Below are 23,778 nucleotides of genomic sequence, written 5' to 3'. Positions count from 1 at the left end.
GGGTTTTTTTATTCACCAATAGCGATCATTTACCTTTGCCATTGGCTTGCTCATTGTTGGTTTTTGACAGCTTAGTACCTGCTTTGCGTACTTCAGACTTTGGCTTATTGTCGCTTTTTGCGGCAGTCTTTTTGATGCGTGTTTTGGCAGGTTTTGGTTGAGCAAGATTTAAAATGCCAACTTGAGGCAGTAGCTGACCTGCAACATTCTCAATCATGTCTTTATAGCTGTTGGGGCGTTTATTTGCTTTTTTTGCTTTGTCTTGAACGCCACCATTGTTGTCATCAGTTGGCTTCACGGCAGCAGGTGTTGATGTCTCAACTTCATCATCAATTTTTTCGACAGGTGCTTGTTGCGTCATTTGATCATCAAGTGAGCTTGTAGTACCATTGCCATCATCAGGCATTGATTGCGAGTCTTTGACATTTTCATCAGTCATCTCATCTTTGATGGCGTCGGTTGCGTTGTCATTTGTCAAGACAGAAGGAGCATTTGATGCTTGGGTGTCATCAATTTCTGATGTGGTCTGAATGACATCTTTATCATCAATCGCTGTTTCATCATTTGGGGTGGAGTTGTGCGACTTTGAAAAATCAGGGTGCTGACCACGAGGGTCGTTATCAGCACGCTTGGTAATGCGTAGTGCTGGTGGCGTGGTGGTTTTTCCCTGTGGCGTGCTGATGCGAGAAGCAACGCTGGTATTTTTATCAAAATCGGTCAAATAGTCGGCACTCAGCGGTACATAGCCATAATTGGTGAAATCCATTTTGGCGGTGATTGATTGACTTTTGGCACAGGCATTGAGAAAGTCTTGCACAAAGTTGTTTGCTTTATTATTGCCAAGCATGAGTTTGATGAACTCACCAGCTGTACCACGGATGGTATTTTGGGTGCTTTGTGCAGCAAGAACAACTCGTGGATCATTGATTGCTCTATTCATTTGGCGTGCCAACTCAACAATCTTCGCATCTGGTGTGATTGTCAAGCTTGTTGCTGCTGATGGCATCTTACTACTAAAGTTGCTTGACGCCGCCTGATCGTCATCATTGCAATCATTTGTTGAATTGATTGGAGTATCATCAGCATTTTTTAAGTCGTTTTGACTGACGAATGAGGATTCATTGGTGGTGCTATGGCTTGCCATCAATGTCTGTGAATCCACCTTGTCTTCATCAGCATCGCTGACTGGAGATTTGGCTGATTTGTTTGGCGATTTGGCGACATTTTGATCGGTCGCATCTTTTGCTTTTGGTTGATGTGCTTTCTCGTCTTTGCTCTCATCGAGTGAAATGTGCACGGTTTGACTTGGCACTTCTTCTTTGATGATTGGCTTGACATTGATCACAATCTCAAGAGGATCGCTTGAACGGATGCGTTGATCATCGCTTTTTTTGATGATTTGCTCATCTGCTTTTTTGTCTGACTTAGCGTGATTGTTGGTCAGTGAGTTGCCACGCACGATCTCGCCACGAGGTTCACGGTGTGAGCCAGGCTCTCTTTTTTGGTATGCTGCTTCGTCTTTTTTGGATTTTTTGTCTGATTTTTCTTTGCCTTCTTCAACTTCCTTTTTCACCTTTTTATTCTTGCTGCGGCGTTCTTGTTGTTCTTCACGAATTTCACGATCGGATTTGCTTGTTGCATGAATTTCTTTGGTTTTTTTATTGTTGGTTTTGATGTCTTGATTTTGTATGTCAAGATTGACCACACCACCAGCACCCAAGCTAACACCACCAGCATTAACCAATGATTCGATGGCAGCGGCGGCATTGTTATTATTTAGGCTGCCTGCCAGCTGAGCTTGTGGTTTTGGTGCAAATAGGTTGGATAGCCAAGCAACGACTTGTGGCTTAGCTTCAGGCTGAATATTTGGCTTTTTGTTGTTTGATTGGTCGCCTTTTTGTTCATTAGAATCGGCTTTTTGCCAGCGATTCGGCTTGTCTTTGCTGGTGTGTTCGGCTTGCTCGCCAGTTTGCCAGTTCACATCATAGCCACGATCTCCCATTTCCTCTTCTTCGGCATCGATGATGCGTTCATAGCTTGATGGGGCGAAACCATCTGGGTTGAAATGTAGGCTAAAATTTGGGCTTTCTAGGTGTGCATGTGGCAAGATGGTGATGCGTGTGCCAGAATCTTGTTCCAAATACACCAAGCTTTCTCGCTTTTCATTGAGTAAAAAAGCCGCGATTTCGGTGGGCACTTCTGCTTGAATCTCACCCATGCGTTCTTTTAAGGCCATTTGCTCGATTTGACGCATGATGGATAATGCAAGTGAACGCAAATCACGAATCATACCATTGCCATGACAGCGAGGGCAGATGTATCCTGTTGACTCCTCTAAAGATGGACGAAGGCGTTGACGACTCATCTCCATGAGACCGAATTTGGAAATTTCAGCAAATTGCACCCTAGCACGATCATAGCGAGTTGCTTCCATCAGGCGTTTTTCAACTTCTTTTTGATGGCGTGGATCGCTCATGTCAATAAAGTCGATGACAATCAATCCGCCCATGTCTCTAAGGCGTAGCTGCCTAGCAATCTCATCAGCAGCCTCTAGGTTGGTATGGTAGGCAGTCTCAGCAACATCTGAACCTTTGGTGGATTTTGATGAGTTGATGTCAATGGCAACCATGGCTTCGGTTTGGTCAATGACGATTGAGCCACCTGAAGGTAGGCGTACCTCGCGCTGATAGGCGGTTTCGATTTGGCGTTCAATGCCAAAGCGTGCGAACATTGGTTCGTAGTCGGTATATTTACGCAGTTTGTTCAGCTGTGCTGGCATGACAGCATCGATGAAGTTTGCTGCTTCATTATAGGCATGTTCTGAATCAATCCAAACCTCACTGATGTCATCGCGCAGGTAGTCACGCACCGCACGAGTAACCACGCCTGCTTCTTGATGAACTAAACAGGGGCTTGGGCGTTTTTTATTTTGATCTTGAATGGAAGTCCAGATGTCCAATAGATGATTTAAATCGTTTTGTAAGTCATCAAATCCTTTGCCAAGACCTGCGGTACGCACGATGACACTCATGCCTTTTGGAATGGACAGACTTGCGATGATTTGCTTCATCTCTTCACGGACTTTACCTGAGATTTGACGACTGATGCCACCTGCTTTTGAATTGTTTGGCATCAGAACCAAATAGCGACCAGCCAACGAAATGTAAGTAGATAGAGCGGCGCCTTTATTGCCTCGCTCTTCTTTTTCAACTTGAACGATGACCTCATCGCCTTCTTTGAGTAACTGGCGGATGCTGTCTTCACGGACATTGCCGTGCAGGTATTCAGGAGCGATTTCACGCAGTGGTAAAAAACCTTGGCGTACTGAACCATATTCAACAAAAGCTGCTTCTAGTGATGGTTCAATACGGGTGATATGACCTTTGTAGATGTTGGCTTTTTTTTGTTCACGAGTGCGATTTTCTAAGTCGAAATCGTACAGGTGGTTGTCTTTGCATAGTGCGACACGAATCTCTTCGTTGTGTGTGGCGTTGATTAAAATGCGTTTCATGGTGTTCCTTAAATTGAGTTGGCTTGGACTTCCAAGCGACTTTGGCAACACCGTTTGAATGATCTGAGTGCGTTAAAGTTCATCTCAGATGAGCTAAAAGATTATTAAGACGAGACCGCTTGCGATGTCTTTTGAGCTGGCCGTCATCTGGTCATTTGTCAAATATGGTTGCTTTGAGTAAAGGCAACATGATTTAAAAAAATTCTTAATACACTCAATCGCAGTCAATGACGATTGATGACCATTGCTTGCACCAATGGTTATGCATGGTGTTTTGGGATTGTCCTATCAAAGGCAGAGTTTGTCTTGTGCCGATGAGCCAAAAATCACCACTAAAACAGCATAAAAACTTCATTGAATGACGATATTTTGTCAAGCCGTGATTGGTAGCGATTGGCAAAATAAAGCATTCGCATTGATAATCTTTGCACATCTCAAACGGATGTTGTGGTTTAATAAAAAAATTATTGGGTTGCTGGCGAATCAATGCGGCGTGTCAGACCGATGTGCTGCTTTGATTGGCAGTTATAAAATCAGGCATCTTTGACCGATATTTTATAAAGATTGATTCAAAAAAATGATGAAAAAGGCGTCTTGTGAATTGAATTTCGCCTTTTTGTTTGCAACATGCTAAACTATACCAAAATTTTGCGTATTTTCCTATCAAAAAATCATTATTTTTACCAAAAACTCTTAAAATCATGAAAAAATCTTGTCATCTTACCAAAAAATCACAGACCAATCCCCAGCATGTTGCCAGTAAATCAAGAAAGCTCTCTGATCCACAGAGTGCTGATGAGATGATACAAGATTTTAGTCGGGTCAATTTTCTGGTGGTTACTGCCAACCAAGAGGGACAAAGAATTGACAATTTTTTGTTGGCAAGATTAAAAGGTTTGCCACGCTCACATCTTTATAGACTCATTCGTAATGATGAGATTCGAGTGAATAAAAAACGCATTAAGCCGCACGACCGTGTGAGTGCTGGTGATGTAGTACGCATTGCACCTGTGCGTTTGAGTGTGCGTCAAGAGCCTGTCATCAGTGATGAGTTTGCCTCATCATTGCTAAATCGCATCATTTTTGAAGATGAGGGCTTGATTGTTTTTAATAAGCCGCAAGGCATGGCGGTGCATGGCGGTTCGGCAGAAAGCTTTGGGGTGATTGAAGCGATGCGAATGGCGATGGGTAAAAAATACTTGGAACTCATTCACCGCATTGATAAGGACACATCAGGATTGTTGCTGATTGCCAAAAAACGCAGTACTTTAAAGCAGTTGCAAGACAATTTTCGCAAAAAAACCATCAAAAAAAGCTACCTATGTTTGGCAACAGGGCATGTCAAGGTCGATGAGCAGCTCATTGATAAGCCTCTATTAAAGTATGTCTTAGCTGGGGGTGAACGCCGCACCAAGGTTAGTCAAGAGGGTAAGTCCAGTCAGACGCATGTTAAGACTTTGGCTCGTTTTGATATTGAAGGCATGCCAGTAAGCTTGGTACTGGCAAGCCCTTTGACGGGGCGTACGCATCAAATTCGTGTGCATATGGCGAGCATTGGCCATGCACTGCTTGGTGATGATAAATACTTGACAGTCTTAGCCCCAAGTGTGCCACGATTATGCTTGCATGCATGGCGACTTACCGTACCAAATGATGATGGTTCACCAAGTCATTTTACCGCTGACATACCATCTGACATGGCTAACTTATTCCCAAAAGACAGTGGGGGGGTGATTGAGTATGGCGGTTGATATGTTTGATGATGTTAACACGCCAAACACCAGTCGTAAGAATGACTGCGTGTGATTTACCGATAAATATTGATACTGACAAATTAGGAAGAAGTTTATGAAGTCTGTCATGATAGATACTGCCGCTCATCACGAAAAAATTGCTAAATCCATTATCGAAGCTGGTGCTTTGGTGGGGCGAGAGGAACTTATTGGTTCGATTGACTTAGGCTCTAATAGCTTTCACTTGGCGATTGCACGCCTTGATCATGGCGAAATTCGTAAAGTCGCTTCCATCTCTGAAAAGGTGCAGCTGGCAGCGGGTCTGGATGACAACAATGTATTATCTGAGGAGGCGATGCAGCGTGGATTGGACTGTCTACATCGTTTCGCTCAGCATCTTACGGAAGTCAATCCAAATCTGCTGCGTGTGGTGGCAACTAACGCATTGCGTAAGGCGGTCAATGCTCAAGAGTTCATTAAGCGTGCCAATGTGCTGCTGCCAAAGCCGATTGAGATCATCGCAGGGCGTGAGGAGGCGCGTCTCATCTATTTGGGTGTTTCTCATTCTAATGCCAGTACAGATAAGCGACTGGTCATCGACATTGGTGGAGGTTCGACAGAATTCATTATCGGGCAGGGTTTTGAACCGATTGAAATGGAAAGTTTGCAGATGGGCTGTGTGGCATTCACTAAGAAGTTTTTTAATGATGGCAAAATCACTGAGGTGGCATTTGATCGTGCCATGAAAGCCACCAAAGCTGAACTGCTGTCAATTGAAAAAAGATATAAGAAAGTCGGTTGGGATAATGCCATTGCGTCAAGCGGCACGGCAAAAGCTGCGCTATTTGTGTTACGAGAGCTGGGTTTGGCGGATGAATTCATCACCATTGAAGGTATGGAAAAATTAAAGCGACATCTCATCAAGCTTGGTCGGATTGATAAGATTGATTTTGATGGTGTCAAATCGCACCGTCAGTCAGTATTTCCAGCAGGCGTAGCGGGACTTTATGCCATCATGCAAACACTCAATGTCAAGCAACTAGGCTACTCTGATGGTGCCTTGCGTGAAGGGGTGATGTACGACATGCTTGGGCGATCAGGAGATGAGGATGTCAGAGAACGCAGTATTGCAGCGATGGCGGAGCGTTATTCTGTTAATGTCAAGCAAGCTGGGCGTGTGATGGCAACCTGTGCCAGATTATTTGATGCTGTCAAAGACCAGCTAGGCTTTGATGATGAAGACCGTGATTTATTGAGGCGTGCGGCGAACCTGCACGAAATTGGCTTGGCAATTGGACATAGCAATTACCAAAAACACAGTGCTTACCTGTTAGAGTTTTCTGACATTGCAGGTTTCTCGCAGGTGGGTCAAGCGATGATGGCGCAGATTGCCTTGTATCACAGACGCAAGCTTAAAGCAGATGCCTTGGAAGTATTGGAGAATTTAGGTGGTCGTAAATTGGTGTATTTGTGCCTATTGTTGCGTTTGGCTGTTCAGGCGAATCAAAGCCGTACCACCAAAGCTGCCCCCATTTATTTGACCATCATCAAAAAGAATCAATGGCAGGTTTCAGTGGGTCAAGGTCTGCATGATGAGCTGATTTACTCGCAGCTTGCTTCCGATGTCGCTCAGTTTGCCAAATGGGGTGTGATGCTTGATGTGGTTTGATGACAGTCAATGCTTGATTGGGAAGAAAAATGTTTTTGAAAATGTAAAAAATATGCTAAACTAAATTAAGTTTACATTTGTTCATTGGGATGATAAAGATGAGTACAGTTTGGGAAAGTGTTCAGCTAGCACGCCATGCTAAGCGTCCATTATTCTTAGATTATGTTTCAGCATTGTTTACAGAATTTGATGAGTTGCACGGAGACAGAGCTTTTGCTGACGATAGAGCAATCATTGGTGGGTTGGCACGCTTTAATGGTGAACCAGTACTGGTGGTTGGTCAGCATCGTGGTCGCTCTACTCGTGAGCGTATTTCTCATAATTTTGGCATGGCAAACCCTGAAGGATATCGAAAAATCATTCGTTTGGTACAATTGGCCGAGCGTTTTGGGTTGCCTGTGTTTACTTTTATTGACACCCAAGGTGCTTATCCTGGTGTGGGTGCGGAGGAAAGAGGGCAGGCTGAAGCAATCGCCAAGTCAATTGCGGTATTTAGTAGCTTAAAAACCCCAATCATCGCAACGGTGATTGGTGAGGGTGGTTCTGGTGGTGCATTGGCAATTGGGGTGGCGGATAAAGTTAATATGCTAGAAAATAGCATTTACTCGGTCATTTCACCTGAGGGCTGTGCCTCTATTTTATGGAAAACCGCTGAAAAAGCCGCCGATGCTTCCGAAGCTTTAAAGCTAAATGCTAATAATCTACACCAACTTGGTTTGATTGACGAGGTCATTGCCGAGGGTGTGGGGGCTCATGAATCACCAAAGGTAGTCATGGATGCCTTAAAAGACCTCCTAACCCACCAGCTTAATGAACTCAATCAGTTGTCAATTGATGAGTTGCTAGAACAGCGTTATCAACGCTTAATGTCATTTAATTCGACTGTTTCGTTGTGATTTGACTATTCAAAATCGCTTAAAAAAGCTAGAATGGTCATGTTCTAGCTTTTTATGATGCCATGCTAACTCAGTTAACACAAATTTTTAGAGCATATCATACAGACCTTGCCAGCCATCGGCTTTTTTTGGCGTGTAGTGGTGGGCGAGATTCGCTGTCGTTGGCTTGGGCGTGCAAACTCTTGTATGAACAAGGCGAGCTGCCAACATTACCGATATTACTACATGTGCATCATGGCTGGCAGGCAGCCAATGATGAGTGGGCGAATTTGGTGGCGTGCTGGGCTGCTCAGCATGGCTTTGAGTGCCGTATTTTATCTGTCAAACTTCCCAAAAATAATGAGACCTTTGCTCGAGACGCTCGCTATCGGGCATTGGCAGGGGTGATGGCTGATGGCGATGTTCTTTTTGTGGCCCATCATGCCGATGATCAAGCCGAAACCATGCTCATGCGTTTGGTCAATGGGGCTGGTGTTGTTGGTCTTTCAGGCATGAAAGTTTGGCAAGATAGGCGCATACAAGACAAGCAGTTACGACTATGTCGCCCCATGTTGCAGATGACACGCAAGCAAATCAGCAAATTTGCTAAAAGTCATAACCTGCCTTATGTCAACGACCCCACCAATACCAACGATGATCATGTGCGTGGCAAGCTTCGTAATCATGTATTGCCTGTCTTTGAGCAAATCAACCCCCAAGCGATACAGAACATCACTCGCAGCGGTCAGCTATTGGCACAGGCAAGCGAGATTGTCTCAATGTTTATTGACGATAAACTGGCATCGGCACAAGATGCCTTAACCCAAATGCCATTTTGCCAAGTGCTAAATATTGGTCAAGTTGTTCATTTGCCAACATCAGTGCAGTCATCTGTTGTTCATGCGTGGTTGTCAAAAGGAGAGATTTTGCCACCTAGTCAGCGGCTGGTCAAAGATGTGTTGGGGTTGATTCATCGTAGGGATGGCAATCATCAGACGCGGCTGTTTTGGCAGGGCGAGCATGGACATGTCGTTTGTCGTTATGGCATGCAGATTTATTGTTATCGCAAAGAGGCTTGGGAGTGTCTTTTGGCGCCTTCTTGTGTCAAGTGGTCATCTGGTGAGGTGGTGTTAAAACAGACGGAGGAGTGTGCGTTGATTTGGCAGGTTTTGCCAGATTTTTTGGGAAAAAAAGTGCAACTTTATCCTGTATCTCGCCAAACCATCGTACCATTACATCAAGGTGTTTTGATAAAACAATTGCACGGCAAAAAACTGATGCAGACATTGGGTGTGCCAGCTTGGCTTAGAGACAATTTATGGTTGGTGTGTGTTGACGACTTCCCCACATTACTGCTGACGGCTGGGCAGGCATGGCGGCTGAATAAAAACAGCAAAACGACAGGTGCTAAGTTTTGCGTCATGGGTACAGATGGTGTAAAATGGCAGGCTGATAACCAAATCACCACATCGGATGCTTAGGAATGCTTGTGAATACTTTGGATGATAAAAAAATCGCTTTTATCGGTGGTGGCAACATGACCAATGCCATCATTGACGGCTTGCTAAAACTCAAAAAAGAACAAAATTTGAATGTGAATCTTGCGGTATCTGATCGTAATGAATCCAAGCGTGAAGCTTTTGCCGCCAAAGGAGTACATTCAGTTGCACCAGATGACGCTCATCAAATCATCATTGATGCTGATGTGCTGATATTGTCGGTAAAGCCACAGGTGATGAAAGAGGCTTGTCAAAGCATCATTCCTTACTTATCTGGTCAGCTGATACTCTCAGTGGCAGCAGGTCTGTCGGTGGAAGCTCTAACAAATATGCTCGGTGGATATGCCAAAATTGTTCGTAGCATGCCAAATCTCCCATCGGCAGTTGGGTTGGGGGCGACAGGATTATTCGCTAACAACATCAGTGATGAGGATAAGGCGGTGGCAGGTGCTGTCATGAGTGCTTCAGGCATTGTGGCATGGCTAGATGATGAATCACGGATACATGCGGTAACAGCATTGGCAGGATCAGCCCCTGCGTATTTTTTCTACTTGCTTGAACACATGATTGAGCAGGCGGTCTTAATGGGGTTAAATAAAGACACAGCGACAGCACTGGCCACCCAAAGTCTCATTGGGGCAGGCGAGCTTGCTAAGACGACCGACCCAGCACTTTTGCGAACACAGGTCACCTCAAAAGGAGGCACAACCGCAGCGGCGTTGGCAGTGTTTGCCGAACAAGATTTTGGAAAAATCATGCAAGATGGCATGAAAGCATGTGCCAATCGTAGTCGAGAGCTTGGTGGCGAGCTGGGTCAATAAGACGATAATATGGTGTTGATATTGTGGATTTGATATGGATGAGTAAGTGGCATAGGTTATGAATACACTCCCTTTTATTCTCATTAATGCAGTGGTTAATTTTGCACTGATTGTGTTGTTTGTGCGTTTTATGTTTGAATTTGCACAGGTTGATGTCAAAAGCCCTTACATGCAAGCCGTCAGACGCATGACGCGTGTGGTAGATTTATTTTCAAGCATCTTGCCGAATGTGGGGTCAGAAAGACACATCAGTACAGCAGCGGTGATGCTAATGTTGATTTTGTACTGGATTAACATTTCAGCCAATGCTTTCATACTCAATGAGTCAATCAATGCGGTCAAGCTATTTTTTGCTGGGACGCTACAAGCCATCATTAAATTTTTGGCAATGTTGCGTTATATCATCATCGGTTCGGTGGTGGCAAGTTGGGTGGTGATGCTGATGAATGTTTCGCATCCTTTGGTGTATCTCATCATGCAGCTTTCAGAGCCAATCATTGCACCATTTCGCCGCATCATACCAAATTTAGGCATGCTTGACCTATCACCGATTGCAGCGATTTTTGCCTTATTGCTGATGCAAAACTCCATTACCATCATCGGTGCAAATATTTGGGCTGGAATATAGAGTTGTTTTGTATGGTAGGGCATGAGAGGTGTACGACACCGCTTCAACTTACCTACGGTAATTGTCATCATCAGAGTTATTAAACAGAAATAATGCCATGAATTTAAAATCCATACGCCACCCAGCACTCTCAAACCAATCTGGGAAAACGGCACTTGCCTCACGCTTGCCGATTGGGCTTGCCACTGTTTTGGCACTCATTGCAGGCATGGTGTTTAGCTTATCTTTGGCACCTTATTATCTGTGGCCTGTGGCGATTTTTTCTGTGATGGTCTTGTATGCCTTATTGGTGAATGAAGACAGTCCCGTTCGGGCTTTTTGGCTTGGGCAGCTGTATGGATTCGGTACTTGGGTGGTGGGAGCTTCTTGGCTATACCATTCGATTCATGAATATGGCTCAATACCCTCTTGGATTGCTGCCATCATGATTGTTGTGATGGCAATGATCATGGGGTTATTTCAGGCATTTTTCGCTTGGGCTTTTGTGAGATTTGTCGGTCGGCAACCATTGGCATTTGCTTCGCTGTGGGTGTTTCAAGAGTGGCTAAAAACTTGGTTGTTTTCTGGCTTTCCTTGGTTGTTTGTGGGCTATGCTTTTACTGAACAGTCTTGGCTGACTGGGTTTGCACCTGTGCTTGGTGTGTTTGGTGTCAGCTTTATGGCGGTGTTATTTTCAGCATCACTGGTAGAATTATTTCGTCAAAATCTGCGGTTTTTTGTGTTATCAGCTTTGGTACTCATGCTAAATGCCGCACTGTCCTGGGTGGATTGGACTTGGCAAAAACCAAACGATCGGTTATCTGTCTCTTTGGTACAAGGAAATATCCCCCAAGATTTAAAATGGCTGACTCAATATCGTGAACGAACACTTAAAATCTATGCAGATCTATCAAGCAATGAGTGGGGTCGCGATGTCATCATATGGCCAGAGGCGGCAATCCCAATGTTTCATGATGAGGCAGCACCGTTCATTAACCGCATTGCCAATCAAGCTTTGGCAAAAGAATCGGCATGGGTTACAGGGTTGATGTATCGTGATTTTGAGCAATACGATGCGTCCAAAGACTCTTATCCACCCATTTATAATAGTGCCGCTGCCATCGATCGGCATGGCATAAGTCTGTATAAAAAGCAACATCTTGTTCCATTTGGTGAGTACATTCCTTTTAGCGGCTTGTTTAATATACTCCCCAATCTTGCCAATATGCAAAGCATGAGAAGCATCAGTGCGGGAGATGCCAACCAAACGCCGTTGATGGTCAAGGGTAGAAGTGTGGGGGTAGCGATTTGCTATGAAGTTGCCTATCCTGATACCACACGCCATAATGCTAAGGATGCAGAGGTGCTGCTGACCATCTCTAATGACGCATGGTTTGGTACAACAGCAGGCCCTTGGCAGCATTTGCAAATGGTACAGATGCGCAGCCTTGAAACGGGACGCTATTTCATTCGTGCGACCAATACAGGCATTACTGCCATCATCAATCACAAAGGAAAAATTCAAAACATCGTGCCGCAGTTTGAGCGGACTGTTTTGCAAGGCGAAGTGCCGATGATGATGGGCGTAACCCCATTTGTAAGATTTGGTAATTATCCAATTTTAGGGTTGAGTGTGTTGCTTTTTTTATGCAGTTTGATGGCACGACAAAATCAATCTGCCAGCAGTGCCACCCAAAAATATTATACGGCTAACGGCGTGCGTGATTAATGATGAGTTGAGTGAATGACTTTTTTGCAATAATTTTTTTTAATGTATCAAAGCAATTGCACAAAAAAGTAAAATTTGGTATATAATAGAGTAAATTTATTTTAAATTAAGATTAACCAACCCATCGTTACGACAGGTGATTTATGGCACATGACGCATCAAATAATAATCCGACCAAAGAGTTACTGGCATCATTGGTGGGCATAGCACTTCTACTTACGATGATTGCTGGCATTGCCATTTCAGCATGGTTGCGTCCAGCGGGCGAGCATCATTCGTCCACAGTAGCGTTGCCTGACACCCAAGAGGCGGCTGTAGCAAGCATGCAGGTCAGCGATGCTGCCTTAGCCGAAGCACAAGAAAAGCTTGACAAAACTCCTGATGATACTCAGGCACCGACACAGGCCACTGCCACCGAAGACACGCCAGCTGCTCAAAATGCCCCTGCTGACACCACCAACCCTGCACCTGTGGTCGAGACTGTTGAAGAGCAATCACAGGCAAAAGCAGCGATTGAAACAGCAAGCAGTACAGAAGACAAAAAATAATTCAATACTAAAAAATGCCCAGCCAACCCTACCACGCAGTAGAATTGGTTGGGTTTTTTTATGACCAAATGTCATCTGATGATGGTTTTGAAGTGATGCATGGACCATGACTCATCATGAATTAAGCTTGGCGTGGGTGGGTGTTTTTGGTGCTACCCGCAGTGCATTGAGATGTTAGCAGCATTCATGAAGATGAATACAAGCTGTCCTAGCATCGGATTGATGACGGTTGGGAAAAATGATGGCTTATGTTAAAATGCAGTTTCACATTTCAATTGTGGTCAGATATTAACATCAAAAAAAGGACTCATCATGTCAGATTGTGTACAGATTCGTCTTGAGCGATTGGCAAACATTCGCCAGCAAATGCAAATACATGAGATCGATGCACTCATCATTCCTTCTGCCGACCCACACATGTCAGAGTATTTGCCTCTGTATTGGCAGGGTCGTGCATGGCTGTCTGGTTTTACAGGCTCGGTAGGGACGCTCGTCTTAATGCAGGATTTTGCAGGGCTTTGGACAGACTCTCGTTATTGGGTGCAGGCACTAGTACAGCTTGATGGTACAGGCATTCAGCTTCAAAAGATGGGACAAGGAAATCCAACCTTTGGACAGTTTTTGGCACAAAGATTATCAAATGGGGCGAGAGTTGCTATTGATGGGGCGGTATTATCGGTGGCACAATTTGATGACTTGAAGAGGGTTTTTGGCGAAAAAGACATTCGCTTAACGACCAAGATAGACCTGCTAAAAACGGTATGGACGCAGCGTCCTAGCCTACCAACAAAGACCATCTACCCACACCCATCGGCATTCATTGATGTCTCAGCGAAAGATAAACTGACCCAAGTTCGTCAAGCCATGGGTGAGCTTGGTGCGGATGCTCATCTGATATCAAGTCTTGATGACATTGCATGGCTGACCAATCTGCGTGGTGCTGATGTCCCATTCAATCCTGTGTTTTTGGCTCATTTACTCATCACAGCAAATGAGGCGACCTTGTTCGTTCATGGCGATAAGTTAAATGATGAGGCAAAAACATCATTGACAAATGCTGGCATTGTGGTGGCAGAATATGATGCGGTGGCAGAGCATTTGGGCGGTATTTTAGGATCGTTACTTATTGATCCTGCCAAAGTGGCTGTCGCCACCTTGAAAAATCTGGCAGATGACATTAGAGTTGTGCATGCAGTGAATCCAAGCACGATATTAAAAGCGGTCAAAACCGATAAAGAGCTGGAGCACATTCGTGAGGCCATGCGTCAAGATGGTGCGGCCTTGTGTGAGTTTTTTAGCGAATTTGAACGCTGTGTGTCAACTGGCAAGATGTTGAATGAAGTGGATATCAATACCATGCTTAATGATGCGCGCAGTCGTCAGCCGAACCATGTGTCAGCAAGCTTTGACACGATTGCAGGATTTCGTGCTAATGGGGCGATTGTCCATTACCAAGCCCAGTCAGAAAGCTGTGCAACCCTACAAGGTGATGGGCTACTACTGATTGATTCTGGTGCACAATATTATAATGGTACGACTGACATTACTCGCATGGCAAGTGTGGGTCATGTCAGTGACGAACAAAAGCAAGATGTAACCTATGTATTAAAGGCACACATCGCTTTGGCAACTGCCACATACCCAGTTGGCATACCTTCTGCTCACCTTGACACACTGGCACGCAATCAGCTGTGGCAGCAGGGGTTGGATTATGGTCATGGTACAGGGCATGGGGTAGGATACTTCTTAAATGTTCATGAAGGACCGCAAGTCATCTCTGTTCATGCACCCACCACAAAAGAACGCACGATGCAGTACGGCATGATTACCAGTAATGAGCCAGGTCTTTATCGTGAAGGCAGCTGGGGCATTCGTCTTGAAAATCTTGTGGCGACTGTGCCAGCACGCCAAACGGAATTTGGTGAGTTTGCTTGTTTTGAAACTTTGACATTGTGTCCATTCGACACACGGTTGATTTTACCTGATCTGTTGACCGATCAAGAAAAATACTGGCTGAATAACTATCATCAAAAAGTGCATGATCAGCTGATTGATCGTGTGGATGGCGATGCAAAATCTTGGCTGATTGAGCGTACTCGTCCGATTTGAGTTGTGTGCAAATCTGCCTACAGTCATTGCCCCAAAAGTGAGTTTTGCTTTTGGGGTATTTTAAATCAACCATTGGTTTGGTATGCTGACCGATTTGCTTGACCGTGAGCTGAATGTGGGTTATTGGCTTGCGAATGGGCGACTGACTTTGGTTAGGGTTGAGACACGGACTGTAAGATCTGTCCCACTTTATCCATGCATTCTTGATATTCGCTGTCTGAATCGGACTTGATGGTAATACCGCCCCCCGCCCACAGTTCGCATTCATCAGATTTTTGCAAGGTGCGGATTAATACATTCCATATGCCCGATTCATCAAAATTTAGATAACCTAGGGTGCCACAGTACGCCCCTCGTGGACTGGTTTCCAATTCATTGATGATTTCACACGCTCGTTTTTTTGGTGTGCCTGTGATGGAGCCTGCTGGCAAAGAACCAAATAAGACTGCCAAAGCGTGTGTGTGGTTGAGTTGTGCAGTAACAGTACTGACCATATGGTGAACATTTTTAAAACTTTCAATGGCAAATCTTTTGGGTGTTTTTACTGTACCAATATTGGCGTATTTGCCCAAATCATTACGCAGCAAATCCACAATCATCAAGTTTTCACTGATGTCTTTTTCACTGGTTGCCAGTTCATTTTTTAGTTGGGCATCAAGTGATGGCTTGTCGTGGCGTGGTCGTGTTCCCTTGATGGGTTTGGCGATGAGATGGGTATGATTTTTTTCTTGGTAAAATTCAAAAAACAACTCTGGCGATACCGACAGAAGTTCAAAGTTGGTCAAGTACAGATACCCAGAAAACGGAGCGTTCATTGTCTTATATAACTTGGGCAGATGGCTTGCCAAATGAGTCGAGCCCGCCTGCCATTTTTGAGTCAAATTGATTTGATAGGTATCGCCTGCCTTGATGTATTTTTGGACTTGGTCAAAAGCTGTTTGGTAGTCTTGTTTTTGCCAAGTGGGAATGAAACAGAAAGGGGTGGGTGGCGCTAAGTCTTCTTTTAATAAACTTGCCACATCATCTTTAATGATATTAAATAATTCTTGATCAACATCAATGCCAATAAGATCAAAGCCTGTCTCACTCTTTTTTAAATACACATCATAATGACCCAGATAGGCACAGGGCTGATTTTTTTTAATGCCAATGCTAGGGTTTAATTGGTGAGCTGATAAATCATAACCAATAAATCCCATGAAACCGTGTGTGTATTCGTCTTTTTTGGTGGGGCAATCAAAATCTTTGCCATAAGCCATCAGTTCATTTTGCCAATCGGCATAAGTTGATGGGTAGGTGCGGTGTCCGTTTTGGCGGGTTTTTTTGTGAATGTATAAGCCGTCCATAAAATTTGCCGTCCATGAAACGGCAGGACAAATGCCAATTACAGGGCGGTGATTGTTGTTCAAAAAACACACTTGCCAATCAGGGCGGTGCGTGGCAATCAGGGCGGTCAGCTCAGATGAATCGTGGACGGTGGTAAAGTGATGTGCAGGCATTGTTAAAATGACAAATAAAAAGGTAAATTGTAAAGGAAAATGGAAAAAAGGGAAAGGGGCTTGGCTTAGGTGTTCAACAAAAAAAGCAAGGGGCGTCATCATGTGCTTTCATCATGGTCTAAGATGCGTCGACTTAAATGATTTTTTTGGCAGGTGATTGATGAGAATTTTAAAATGAGTGTGCAAACATGAAAAAACCCTATTTTGACAATAGGGTTCGTGGATAAAAAAATGAAAAATCAACCGTTAAATTTTTTAACCACCAGTGCCGAATTGGTTCCCCCAAAGCCAAAGCTGTTGCTCATTGCACTATTGATGGTGGTTTGGCGAGTGGCTGTAACGATGTCAAAAGGCTTGGCTTTTTCATCAAGATTGCTGATGTTAATGCTTGGGGCGATAAAACCATGTTTCATCATTAAAATGCAGTAGATGAACTCCTGCACGCCCACGGCCCCCAGACTGTGACCTGTCATGGATTTTGTTGAGCTGATGGGGGGTGTCTTATCTGCTCCACCAAATGCTTGAGCGATGGCATCAAGTTCGGTGATGTCGCCAAGCGGTGTACTGGTACCATGTGAGTTCACATAGTCCACCGTATCAAGACCTGCTTGAGCTAAGGCGATTTGCATACAGCGAGTCGCTCCTTCTCCACTTGGAGCGACCATTTCAGCACCGTCTGAGGTTGCTCCATAACCTACCAATTCAGCTAGAATGGGTGCTCCACGAGCGACAGCATGTTCCAGACTTTCAACAATCACCATGCCGCCACCGCCTGCAATCACAAAGCCATCACGAGTCGCATCATAAGGGCGGCTGGCGGTTGTTGGTGTGTCGTTGTATTGGGTACTCATTGCTCCCATCGCATCGAACATGCATGACTGCGTCCAATGCTCACTTTCGCCACCACCTGCCAATACCAAATCTGCTTTACCAAGCTGAATCAGCTCCATGGCATGACCGATGCAGTGGCTAGATGTTGCACAGGCAGAAGAAAGAGAGTAGCTGGTGCCTTTGATTTTTAGGCCAGTCGCTAGGGTTGATGAAACGGTACTGCTCATGATTTTGGGAACGGCAACCGCACCCACACCACGCAGTCCTTTTTCTTTCATGTTGTCCACAGAAGTTACGACATCTGCGGTGCTGGCACCACCAGAGCCTGCCACTACCGCCACTCGTGGATCATTCGCCACATCATCGGTGCTAAGTCCTGCATCTTTGATGGCGGATAATGCCGACAGATAGGCATAAAGGCTGGCGTCTGACATGAAGCGTTTTAATTTGCGATCAATGCCGCTGGTGTCAAGCGTGCTATGGTCAATCGACCCTGAGACGCATGATTTAAACCCTTGACTGGCATAGCTTTGGTTGAAGGTGATGCCAGACTTGCCTGCTTTAAGATTATTGGCGACTGTCAGTAAGTCATTGCCAATGTTTGAGACGATGCCCAAACCTGTGATGACGACTCTTTTCATCATGATTCCTTAACTTGGATAAAAGTTTACACTTGTATTTTGACTATTGTAACAAATTATTTAACAGATGGGAAAAATTTCTTAAAGCCCGATGGGTTTTTGATTGATGCGTTGATTTGTTCGGTTTTTTTTGATGAGTTTTCACCAAATGAAACGCTCTGCAATATTTGCTTGATATGGTAACAATTTACCTAAATTTTTGCTAAGTGTGATGGCAATTTTTATGATACTCTGTTTGTTAATTGATTAACTTGTGAATGGTTATTGAAAATTGAAAGGAGATGATGATGCCAGGCATAAAAACGAATGAGTCTTTTGATGAACTTGCCGAAACCTTAGAAAATGCAGATGGTGTGGAGGTTGTTGGTCATGTAGACATTGCTAATAAGTCTGTGCAAGATGTTTTGGTGGTCAAAGGTTCAATCACAGAGGTGGTGGATATGAATGATGCCCAAAGTGATGAAACGCCCCAAGGTGAGCACGATCAAGAGATGCTTGACGAGGTAAAATCTACCGCCAGTCAAATCACACAAAAAGCCACGGATTTTCAAGAGCAACTGCAAGATCAGGCTCAAAATCTAAAACAAGAAGTGTCAGAGCATGCTGATGAAGCTAAGCAGGCAGTCCAGTCTGCTGCAACGATGGTGCAAGACAAGGCAGCAAAGTTGAAAGAAGCAGGTGATGTGGCGATTACTGATGCAAAAAGCAAAGCCGAAGAATTGATGCAGGCTTCCAAAGACAAAATGCAAGACATTGAGCAAGACATTGAAGATGCAGCAGATGAGTTAAAAGAAAGGGCTGCTGATGAGGCGTTGTTTGTCAAAGACAAAGCTCATGCAATCAAGCAAAAGGCTCAAGAGATTGTTGATGAAGCCACGAATGTTGCTCAAAATGCGATTGATGACATCAAAGATAAGTTTGAGCATCTAAAAGCTGATGCTCAAGACAAAGCGGAAAGCTTAAAGTCTGACGCTCAAGACAAGGGTGTGCAATTAAAGGATAAGGCCGAACAGCTGACCGAAGATATTAAGGCTAAGACTGAAGAAGCGACGCAAATTGTCAAAGATAAGGTCGATGCAGTGGTTGAAAATGTGGATCGGACTCAAGCACATCATGACTCAAGACCACAGGTAGGTTTTTTGACAAAGATTGGTGCTTATTTTGATGGCATGACTTCTGGCAGACAGCAAGGTTTTGCATCAGTGGATCTTAATAGCAAGGACTTTGATGAAGATGCTTTTAGATCACAAGCAGCGACCATTGGCTCGCAACTTTTTGGTGGTAAGCTTGCCAAAGCTCAATCATTGGTGGGTAAATTCACTCCAAGTGCCAGTGCAGATAGTATTTCAAAGGCAGTATTTGACAAAATTGCGTATTGGGCGAATGATTGGGCAAAAAAAGATTTGCAAAAAGACAGTCGACTGGGTAAGTTAAATGAACTGACTGATGCTGAGCGTGATGAGTTTGCTCGTGATGTGGCAAATCAAAATCGTGCCTTGGCTCTGATGGGTGGTCTGTCAGGTTTGTTCGGTGTTAAGGGCGTGATTGCTGATACTGCTTGGCTGTTGATGGTGTCACTCAAATCTGTTTACCAATTGGCAATCATCTATGACAAGCCTCTGATGGGGGCGGATGGCATCAAACTGGCTTATGGCGTGCTTTCTGGTGCAAATTTAAGTAAGTTGCAAGAAAAACAAGTGATTTTAACAGCACTTGCACTGGGCAACACATTTTTTGTTAATGCACAAGACCCAGATTTAAAGAAACAGCTTGAGCGTGCCGATTCCAAATTCCGCATTGACAATGCTTTTGCAAAACAGTTGGATGATTTGTCGCATTTTGTTGATATTGAGAAGTTGAATTTTGGCTGGTTTAAACGCGTATTATCTGTAGCATCTGTTGGCACCAGTGTGTACTACAACAGAGAGTTGATTGAAGAGGTTTTGGGTACTGCCATGGCAACTTTCCGACCAGAGCGTCCCCAGCTTTTAACTCAAAGCAATCAATCAAGCTTAGAGGCTAAGAAGGAAAATGATGATCTGGATTGATGATTAATCACCATGAACATCTCTTAAATATCTGGGGTAAAACGAAATTTTTGTTTTGCCCTTGTATTTTTTTATGAGTATACTTATAATATATTGCCCCTTAATGGGGATAGTCGGCTATTTGTACATCATACAGCTAGCCATTTTGTTAATAACGGGAGAAATTGCCAATGGCAACCACAAACCAACTTATCCGTAAGGGTCGTAAGACTATTACCGAGAAGTCAAAAGTACCTGCACTACAAGCATGCCCACAGCGTCGTGGCGTATGTACTCGTGTCTATACTACGACTCCAAAAAAACCTAACTCAGCGATGCGTAAAGTGTGCCGTGTTCGCTTAACTTCTGGCTATGAAGTGTCAAGCTATATCGGTGGTGAAGGTCACAACCTTCAAGAACACAGCGTCGTACTAATTCGTGGCGGTCGTGTTAAAGACTTGCCAGGTGTTCGTTATCATACCGTGCGTGGTGCACTTGACTGCGCAGGCGTGAAAGATCGTAAGCAAGGCCGTTCTAAATACGGTGCTAAGCGTCCTAAGGCATAAGCCTAAGACATCATTTGCGTAGCTTGGGGTTTGGTGTGTCAAACCCAACAAGTACGCAGTAAGGCTGGTTAAGCTAGCTTTTATACCAGAACATCCTGAAGATATAAGGAACTATTATGCCAAGACGTCGTGTCGTCGCTGCCCGTGAAATTCTACCGGATCCAAAATTCGGCAGCCAAACCATTGCTAAATTCATCAACCATGTGATGGTTGATGGTAAAAAATCAGTCGCAGAAAAAATCGTTTATGGAGCACTAGAAACAGTTGCTGCTAAGCGTAATGTTGAAGATCCTGTGGCTTTCTTTGAAGAAGTATTAGAAAGTGTTCGCCCAACGGTAGAGGTAAAGGCTCGCCGTGTTGGTGGTGCAACTTACCAAGTACCTATGGAAGTGCGTCCCTCCCGTCGTACAGCCCTAGCGATGCGTTGGTTGGCTGATGCTGCCGCTAAGCGTTCTGAAAAGTCAATGGCATTGCGCTTGGCTGGCGAACTTAATGATGCTGCAGAAGGCAAAGGTGCTGCCATCAAGAAGCGTGATGATGTTCACCGCATGGCAGATGCGAACAAAGCATTCTCGCACTTCCGTTTCTAATTATTTTAAGAAAACCTTTGGGTTATTCTTAATCAACTTAGCTTGGTTGAATATGCTAACTATTGACTGAGCTAAGTATGAAATTTAGTCTGATGGTCATGATTTTGTCATGTCAAATAACCATAATCAGTGCATCAGACACTCTATTTAATGAGAATTTTTCTAGGAAAAATTATGGCTCGTAAGACTCCCCTAAATAGATATCGCAACATTGGTATCTCAGCTCACATTGACGCAGGTAAAACCACCACGTCAGAGCGTATTTTGTTCTATACAGGTAAAAGCCACAAAATTGGCGAGGTGCATGAAGGCGCAGCGACAATGGACTGGATGGAACAGGAGCAAGAACGCGGTATTACCATTACTTCTGCTGCAACCACTTGCTTTTGGTCAGGCATGTCTGATCAATTTCCAGAGCATCGCATCAATTTGATCGACACCCCCGGCCACGTTGACTTTACCATTGAGGTTGAGCGTTCAATGCGTGTCCTTGATGGTGCGTGCATGGTTTATTGTGCGGTTGGTGGCGTACAGCCTCAATCTGAAACTGTATGGCGTCAAGCAAATAAATATCGTGTTCCACGCTTAGCATTTGTTAACAAGATGGACCGTACTGGTGCCAACTTCTTCCGTGTGGTTGAACAAGTGAAGACCCGTTTGGGTGGCAACCCTGTGCCAGTGGTTGTACCGATTGGTGCAGAAGACACTTTTGAAGGCGTCATCGATCTGTTGGAAATGAAAGCCATCATTTGGGATGTGGAATCTCAAGGCATGAAATTTGAGTATGGCGAAATTCCAGCTGATTTGGCTGATGTTGCTGAAGAGTGGCGTAACAACATGGTTGAGGCGGCTGCTGAATCATCAGAAGAATTGATGGACAAATACCTAGAAGAGGGTGATTTGAGTCGTGAAGACATCATCGCTGGTTTGCGTATGCGTACCTTAGCGTGTGAAATCCAACCAATGCTTTGCGGTACTGCCTTTAAAAACAAGGGTGTTCAACGTATGTTGGATGCGGTGATTGAATTCTTGCCAGCACCGACTGATGTTGAAGCCATCAAAGGCATCTTAGATGACAAAGACGAAACGGAAGCCAGTCGTGAATCTTCTGATGATGAACCATTTGCAGCTCTTGCATTTAAGATCATGAATGATAAATATGTGGGTAACTTGACTTTCGTTCGTGTGTATTCAGGTGTTGCCAAGCAAGGCGACAGTGTATACAACCCTGTTAAAATGAAGCGTGAGCGTATCGGTCGTATTGTAGAAATGCACGCAAATAGCCAAAACGAAGTAGATGAAGTTCGTGCAGGCGATATTGTGGCATTTGTTGGCTTAAAAGATGTAACGACTGGCGATACTCTGTGTGATAACGACAATGTCATCACGCTTGAGCGTATGGAATTCCCAGATCCAGTCATTTCTTTGGCAGTTGAGCCAAAAACAAAAGCTGACCAAGAGAAGATGTCTATTGCACTTGGTCGCCTTGCCAAAGAAGACCCATCGTTCCGTGTGCGTACTGATGAAGAATCTGGTCAGACCATCATCTCTGGTATGGGTGAGCTGCACTTGGATATCATCGTTGACCGCATGAAGCGTGAATTTGGCGTTGAGGCTAATATCGGTGCACCACAGGTTGCTTATCGTGAGACCATTCGCCAAACTGTCGAGGTTGAAGGTAAGTTCGTTCGTCAAACAGGTGGTCGTGGTAAATTTGGTCATGTTTGGCTACGCCTTGAGCCACTTGATCCTACCGGTGAGATTGAATACGAATTTGCTGAAGAGATTGTGGGTGGTGTTGTTCCTAAAGAATACCATGCGGCAGTTGATAAAGGTATTCAAGAACGCATGAAAAATGGTGTTTTGGCTGGCTATCCAGTTGTGAATGTCAAAGCGACTTTGTACGATGGTTCTTATCATGATGTTGACTCTGATGAACTTTCGTTCAAAATGGCAGGTTCGATGGCGTTCAAAAAAGGCTTTATGCAAGCATCTCCAGCACTGCTTGAGCCCATCATGAAAGTTGAGGTTGAGACTCCTGAAGACTATATGGGTGATATCATGGGCGATCTTAACCGTCGTCGTGGTATGGTTCAGGGTATGGACGATCTGCCTGGTGGCACAAAAGCCATTCGTGCAGAAGTACCGCTGGCAGAGATGTTTGGTTATGCTACTCAAATGCGTTCGATGTCTCAAGGTCGTGCAACTTACTCGATGGAATTTGCGAAATACCAAGAAACACCTAAAAATGTGGCAGATGAAATCATTAAGAAATTCACTGCTAAAGATGACGATGATGAGTAATTCGCCGTTTGATTGACGGTACTTTGACATTCTTAGCATCATTTTGCTAAGAATGTCCGCAAAATTAAAAAACAATCTTTTTTGCCAATGTTGATTGGTGTAATTTAAGAAGGAATAATATTATGGCCAAAGCCAAGTTCGAACGCAACAAACCACACGTAAATGTAGGCACCATCGGTCACGTTGACCATGGTAAAACCACACTAACTGCTGCGATTG

17 protein-coding genes are annotated in these 23,778 nt (G+C 44.3%); 14 read left to right on the top strand and 3 right to left on the bottom strand.

What is annotated here, in order from left to right; all coding sequences use genetic code 11:
- Positions 1-25: 25 nt before the first annotated feature.
- Positions 26-3,511 (bottom strand): Rne/Rng family ribonuclease, encoded by a 3,486-nt coding sequence (locus M2R47_RS05500; protein ID WP_249100099.1) that lies wholly within the window; start codon positions 3,509-3,511, stop codon positions 26-28.
- Positions 3,512-4,212: 701 nt separating this feature from the next.
- Between M2R47_RS05500 and M2R47_RS05495 the strand changes: the two genes are divergently transcribed.
- The 9 genes from M2R47_RS05495 (at position 4,213) to M2R47_RS05455 (ending at position 15,101) form a co-directional block, all read left to right on the top strand.
- On the top strand, positions 4,213-5,262 hold the full coding sequence (locus tag M2R47_RS05495) for an RluA family pseudouridine synthase (protein WP_249100096.1): 1,050 nt from the start codon (positions 4,213-4,215) through the stop codon (positions 5,260-5,262).
- A 97-nt stretch (positions 5,263-5,359) separates the two neighbouring features.
- The gene (gene ppx, locus M2R47_RS05490) at positions 5,360-6,913 is read left to right on the top strand and encodes an exopolyphosphatase (protein WP_249100095.1); all 1,554 of its coding nucleotides are present in this window, start codon (positions 5,360-5,362) and stop codon (positions 6,911-6,913) included.
- 98 nt (positions 6,914-7,011) lie between these two features.
- Positions 7,012-7,809: an acetyl-CoA carboxylase carboxyltransferase subunit alpha gene (locus M2R47_RS05485; protein WP_249100092.1), complete on the top strand. Its 798-nt coding sequence runs from the start codon at positions 7,012-7,014 to the stop codon at positions 7,807-7,809.
- 62 nt (positions 7,810-7,871) lie between these two features.
- The gene (gene tilS, locus M2R47_RS05480) at positions 7,872-9,269 is read left to right on the top strand and encodes a tRNA lysidine(34) synthetase TilS (protein WP_249100089.1); all 1,398 of its coding nucleotides are present in this window, start codon (positions 7,872-7,874) and stop codon (positions 9,267-9,269) included.
- Between the two features lie 8 nt (positions 9,270-9,277).
- Complete coding sequence (gene proC / locus M2R47_RS05475) at positions 9,278-10,108, top strand: pyrroline-5-carboxylate reductase (RefSeq protein WP_249100086.1); 831 nt, start codon at positions 9,278-9,280, stop codon at positions 10,106-10,108.
- A gap of 58 nt (positions 10,109-10,166) precedes the next feature.
- Positions 10,167-10,736: a YggT family protein gene (locus M2R47_RS05470; protein ID WP_249100083.1), complete on the top strand. Its 570-nt coding sequence runs from the start codon at positions 10,167-10,169 to the stop codon at positions 10,734-10,736.
- 97 nt (positions 10,737-10,833) lie between these two features.
- Positions 10,834-12,444: an apolipoprotein N-acyltransferase gene (gene lnt, locus M2R47_RS05465; protein WP_335341978.1), complete on the top strand. Its 1,611-nt coding sequence runs from the start codon at positions 10,834-10,836 to the stop codon at positions 12,442-12,444.
- Positions 12,445-12,587: 143 nt separating this feature from the next.
- Complete coding sequence (locus M2R47_RS05460) at positions 12,588-12,992, top strand: hypothetical protein (RefSeq protein WP_249100081.1); 405 nt, start codon at positions 12,588-12,590, stop codon at positions 12,990-12,992.
- 312 nt (positions 12,993-13,304) lie between these two features.
- Positions 13,305-15,101, top strand: coding sequence for an aminopeptidase P family protein (locus tag M2R47_RS05455; protein ID WP_249100078.1), 1,797 nt, complete (start codon positions 13,305-13,307; stop codon positions 15,099-15,101).
- Positions 15,102-15,253: 152 nt separating this feature from the next.
- Here the strand turns inward: M2R47_RS05455 and M2R47_RS05450 are convergent, their stop codons facing one another.
- Complete coding sequence (locus M2R47_RS05450) at positions 15,254-16,600, bottom strand: anthranilate synthase component I family protein (RefSeq protein WP_418001186.1); 1,347 nt, start codon at positions 16,598-16,600, stop codon at positions 15,254-15,256.
- 239 nt (positions 16,601-16,839) lie between these two features.
- The gene (locus M2R47_RS05445; RefSeq protein WP_249100226.1) at positions 16,840-18,072 is read right to left on the bottom strand and encodes a beta-ketoacyl synthase N-terminal-like domain-containing protein; all 1,233 of its coding nucleotides are present in this window, start codon (positions 18,070-18,072) and stop codon (positions 16,840-16,842) included.
- Positions 18,073-18,359: 287 nt separating this feature from the next.
- Here M2R47_RS05445 and M2R47_RS05440 point away from each other — a divergent pair, with 287 nt between their 5' ends.
- The 5 genes from M2R47_RS05440 to M2R47_RS05420 form a co-directional block, all read left to right on the top strand.
- Positions 18,360-20,120, top strand: coding sequence for an EcsC family protein (locus M2R47_RS05440; RefSeq protein ID WP_249100072.1), 1,761 nt, complete (start codon positions 18,360-18,362; stop codon positions 20,118-20,120).
- Positions 20,121-20,290: 170 nt separating this feature from the next.
- A complete protein-coding gene (gene rpsL, locus M2R47_RS05435) occupies positions 20,291-20,665 on the top strand; it encodes a 30S ribosomal protein S12 (protein WP_029102685.1) in 375 nt (124 codons plus the stop codon).
- Positions 20,666-20,781: 116 nt separating this feature from the next.
- Positions 20,782-21,255 carry a 30S ribosomal protein S7 gene (gene rpsG, locus M2R47_RS05430; protein WP_036364066.1) on the top strand — a complete coding sequence of 158 codons (474 nt, stop codon included), beginning with the start codon at positions 20,782-20,784 and terminating at the stop codon, positions 21,253-21,255.
- A gap of 174 nt (positions 21,256-21,429) precedes the next feature.
- A complete protein-coding gene (gene fusA, locus M2R47_RS05425; RefSeq protein WP_249100069.1) occupies positions 21,430-23,559 on the top strand; it encodes an elongation factor G in 2,130 nt (709 codons plus the stop codon).
- 122 nt (positions 23,560-23,681) lie between these two features.
- A partial coding sequence (locus M2R47_RS05420) for a GTP-binding protein (protein WP_079393000.1) occupies positions 23,682-23,778 on the top strand: 97 nt, incomplete at its 3' end.

Origin of the sequence: Moraxella oculi (assembly GCF_023336735.1) — a bacterium.
GTDB classification, from domain to species: Bacteria; Pseudomonadota; Gammaproteobacteria; order Pseudomonadales; family Moraxellaceae; genus Moraxella; species Moraxella oculi.
Note: the sequence above shows the minus strand (reverse complement) of the source record. Positions and strands in the feature narration are given on the sequence as shown.

Bases quoted from the DNA above. Each gene is read 5' to 3' on its own strand.
- M2R47_RS05500 (WP_249100099.1), bottom strand. From the start codon at position 3,511: ATGAAACGCATTTTAATCAACGCCACACACAACGAAGAGATTCGTGTC.
- M2R47_RS05495 (WP_249100096.1), top strand. From the start codon at position 4,213: ATGAAAAAATCTTGTCATCTTACCAAAAAATCACAGACCAATCCCCAG.
- ppx (WP_249100095.1), top strand. From the start codon at position 5,360: ATGAAGTCTGTCATGATAGATACTGCCGCTCATCACGAAAAAATTGCT.
- M2R47_RS05485 (WP_249100092.1), top strand. From the start codon at position 7,012: ATGAGTACAGTTTGGGAAAGTGTTCAGCTAGCACGCCATGCTAAGCGT.
- tilS (WP_249100089.1), top strand. From the start codon at position 7,872: ATGCTAACTCAGTTAACACAAATTTTTAGAGCATATCATACAGACCTT.
- M2R47_RS05470 (WP_249100083.1), top strand. From the start codon at position 10,167: ATGAATACACTCCCTTTTATTCTCATTAATGCAGTGGTTAATTTTGCA.
- lnt (WP_335341978.1), top strand. From the start codon at position 10,834: ATGAATTTAAAATCCATACGCCACCCAGCACTCTCAAACCAATCTGGG.
- M2R47_RS05460 (WP_249100081.1), top strand. From the start codon at position 12,588: ATGGCACATGACGCATCAAATAATAATCCGACCAAAGAGTTACTGGCA.
- M2R47_RS05455 (WP_249100078.1), top strand. From the start codon at position 13,305: ATGTCAGATTGTGTACAGATTCGTCTTGAGCGATTGGCAAACATTCGC.
- M2R47_RS05450 (WP_418001186.1), bottom strand. From the start codon at position 16,600: ATGCCTGCACATCACTTTACCACCGTCCACGATTCATCTGAGCTGACC.
- M2R47_RS05445 (WP_249100226.1), bottom strand. From the start codon at position 18,072: ATGAAAAGAGTCGTCATCACAGGTTTGGGCATCGTCTCAAACATTGGC.
- M2R47_RS05440 (WP_249100072.1), top strand. From the start codon at position 18,360: ATGCCAGGCATAAAAACGAATGAGTCTTTTGATGAACTTGCCGAAACC.
- rpsL (WP_029102685.1), top strand. From the start codon at position 20,291: ATGGCAACCACAAACCAACTTATCCGTAAGGGTCGTAAGACTATTACC.
- rpsG (WP_036364066.1), top strand. From the start codon at position 20,782: ATGCCAAGACGTCGTGTCGTCGCTGCCCGTGAAATTCTACCGGATCCA.
- fusA (WP_249100069.1), top strand. From the start codon at position 21,430: ATGGCTCGTAAGACTCCCCTAAATAGATATCGCAACATTGGTATCTCA.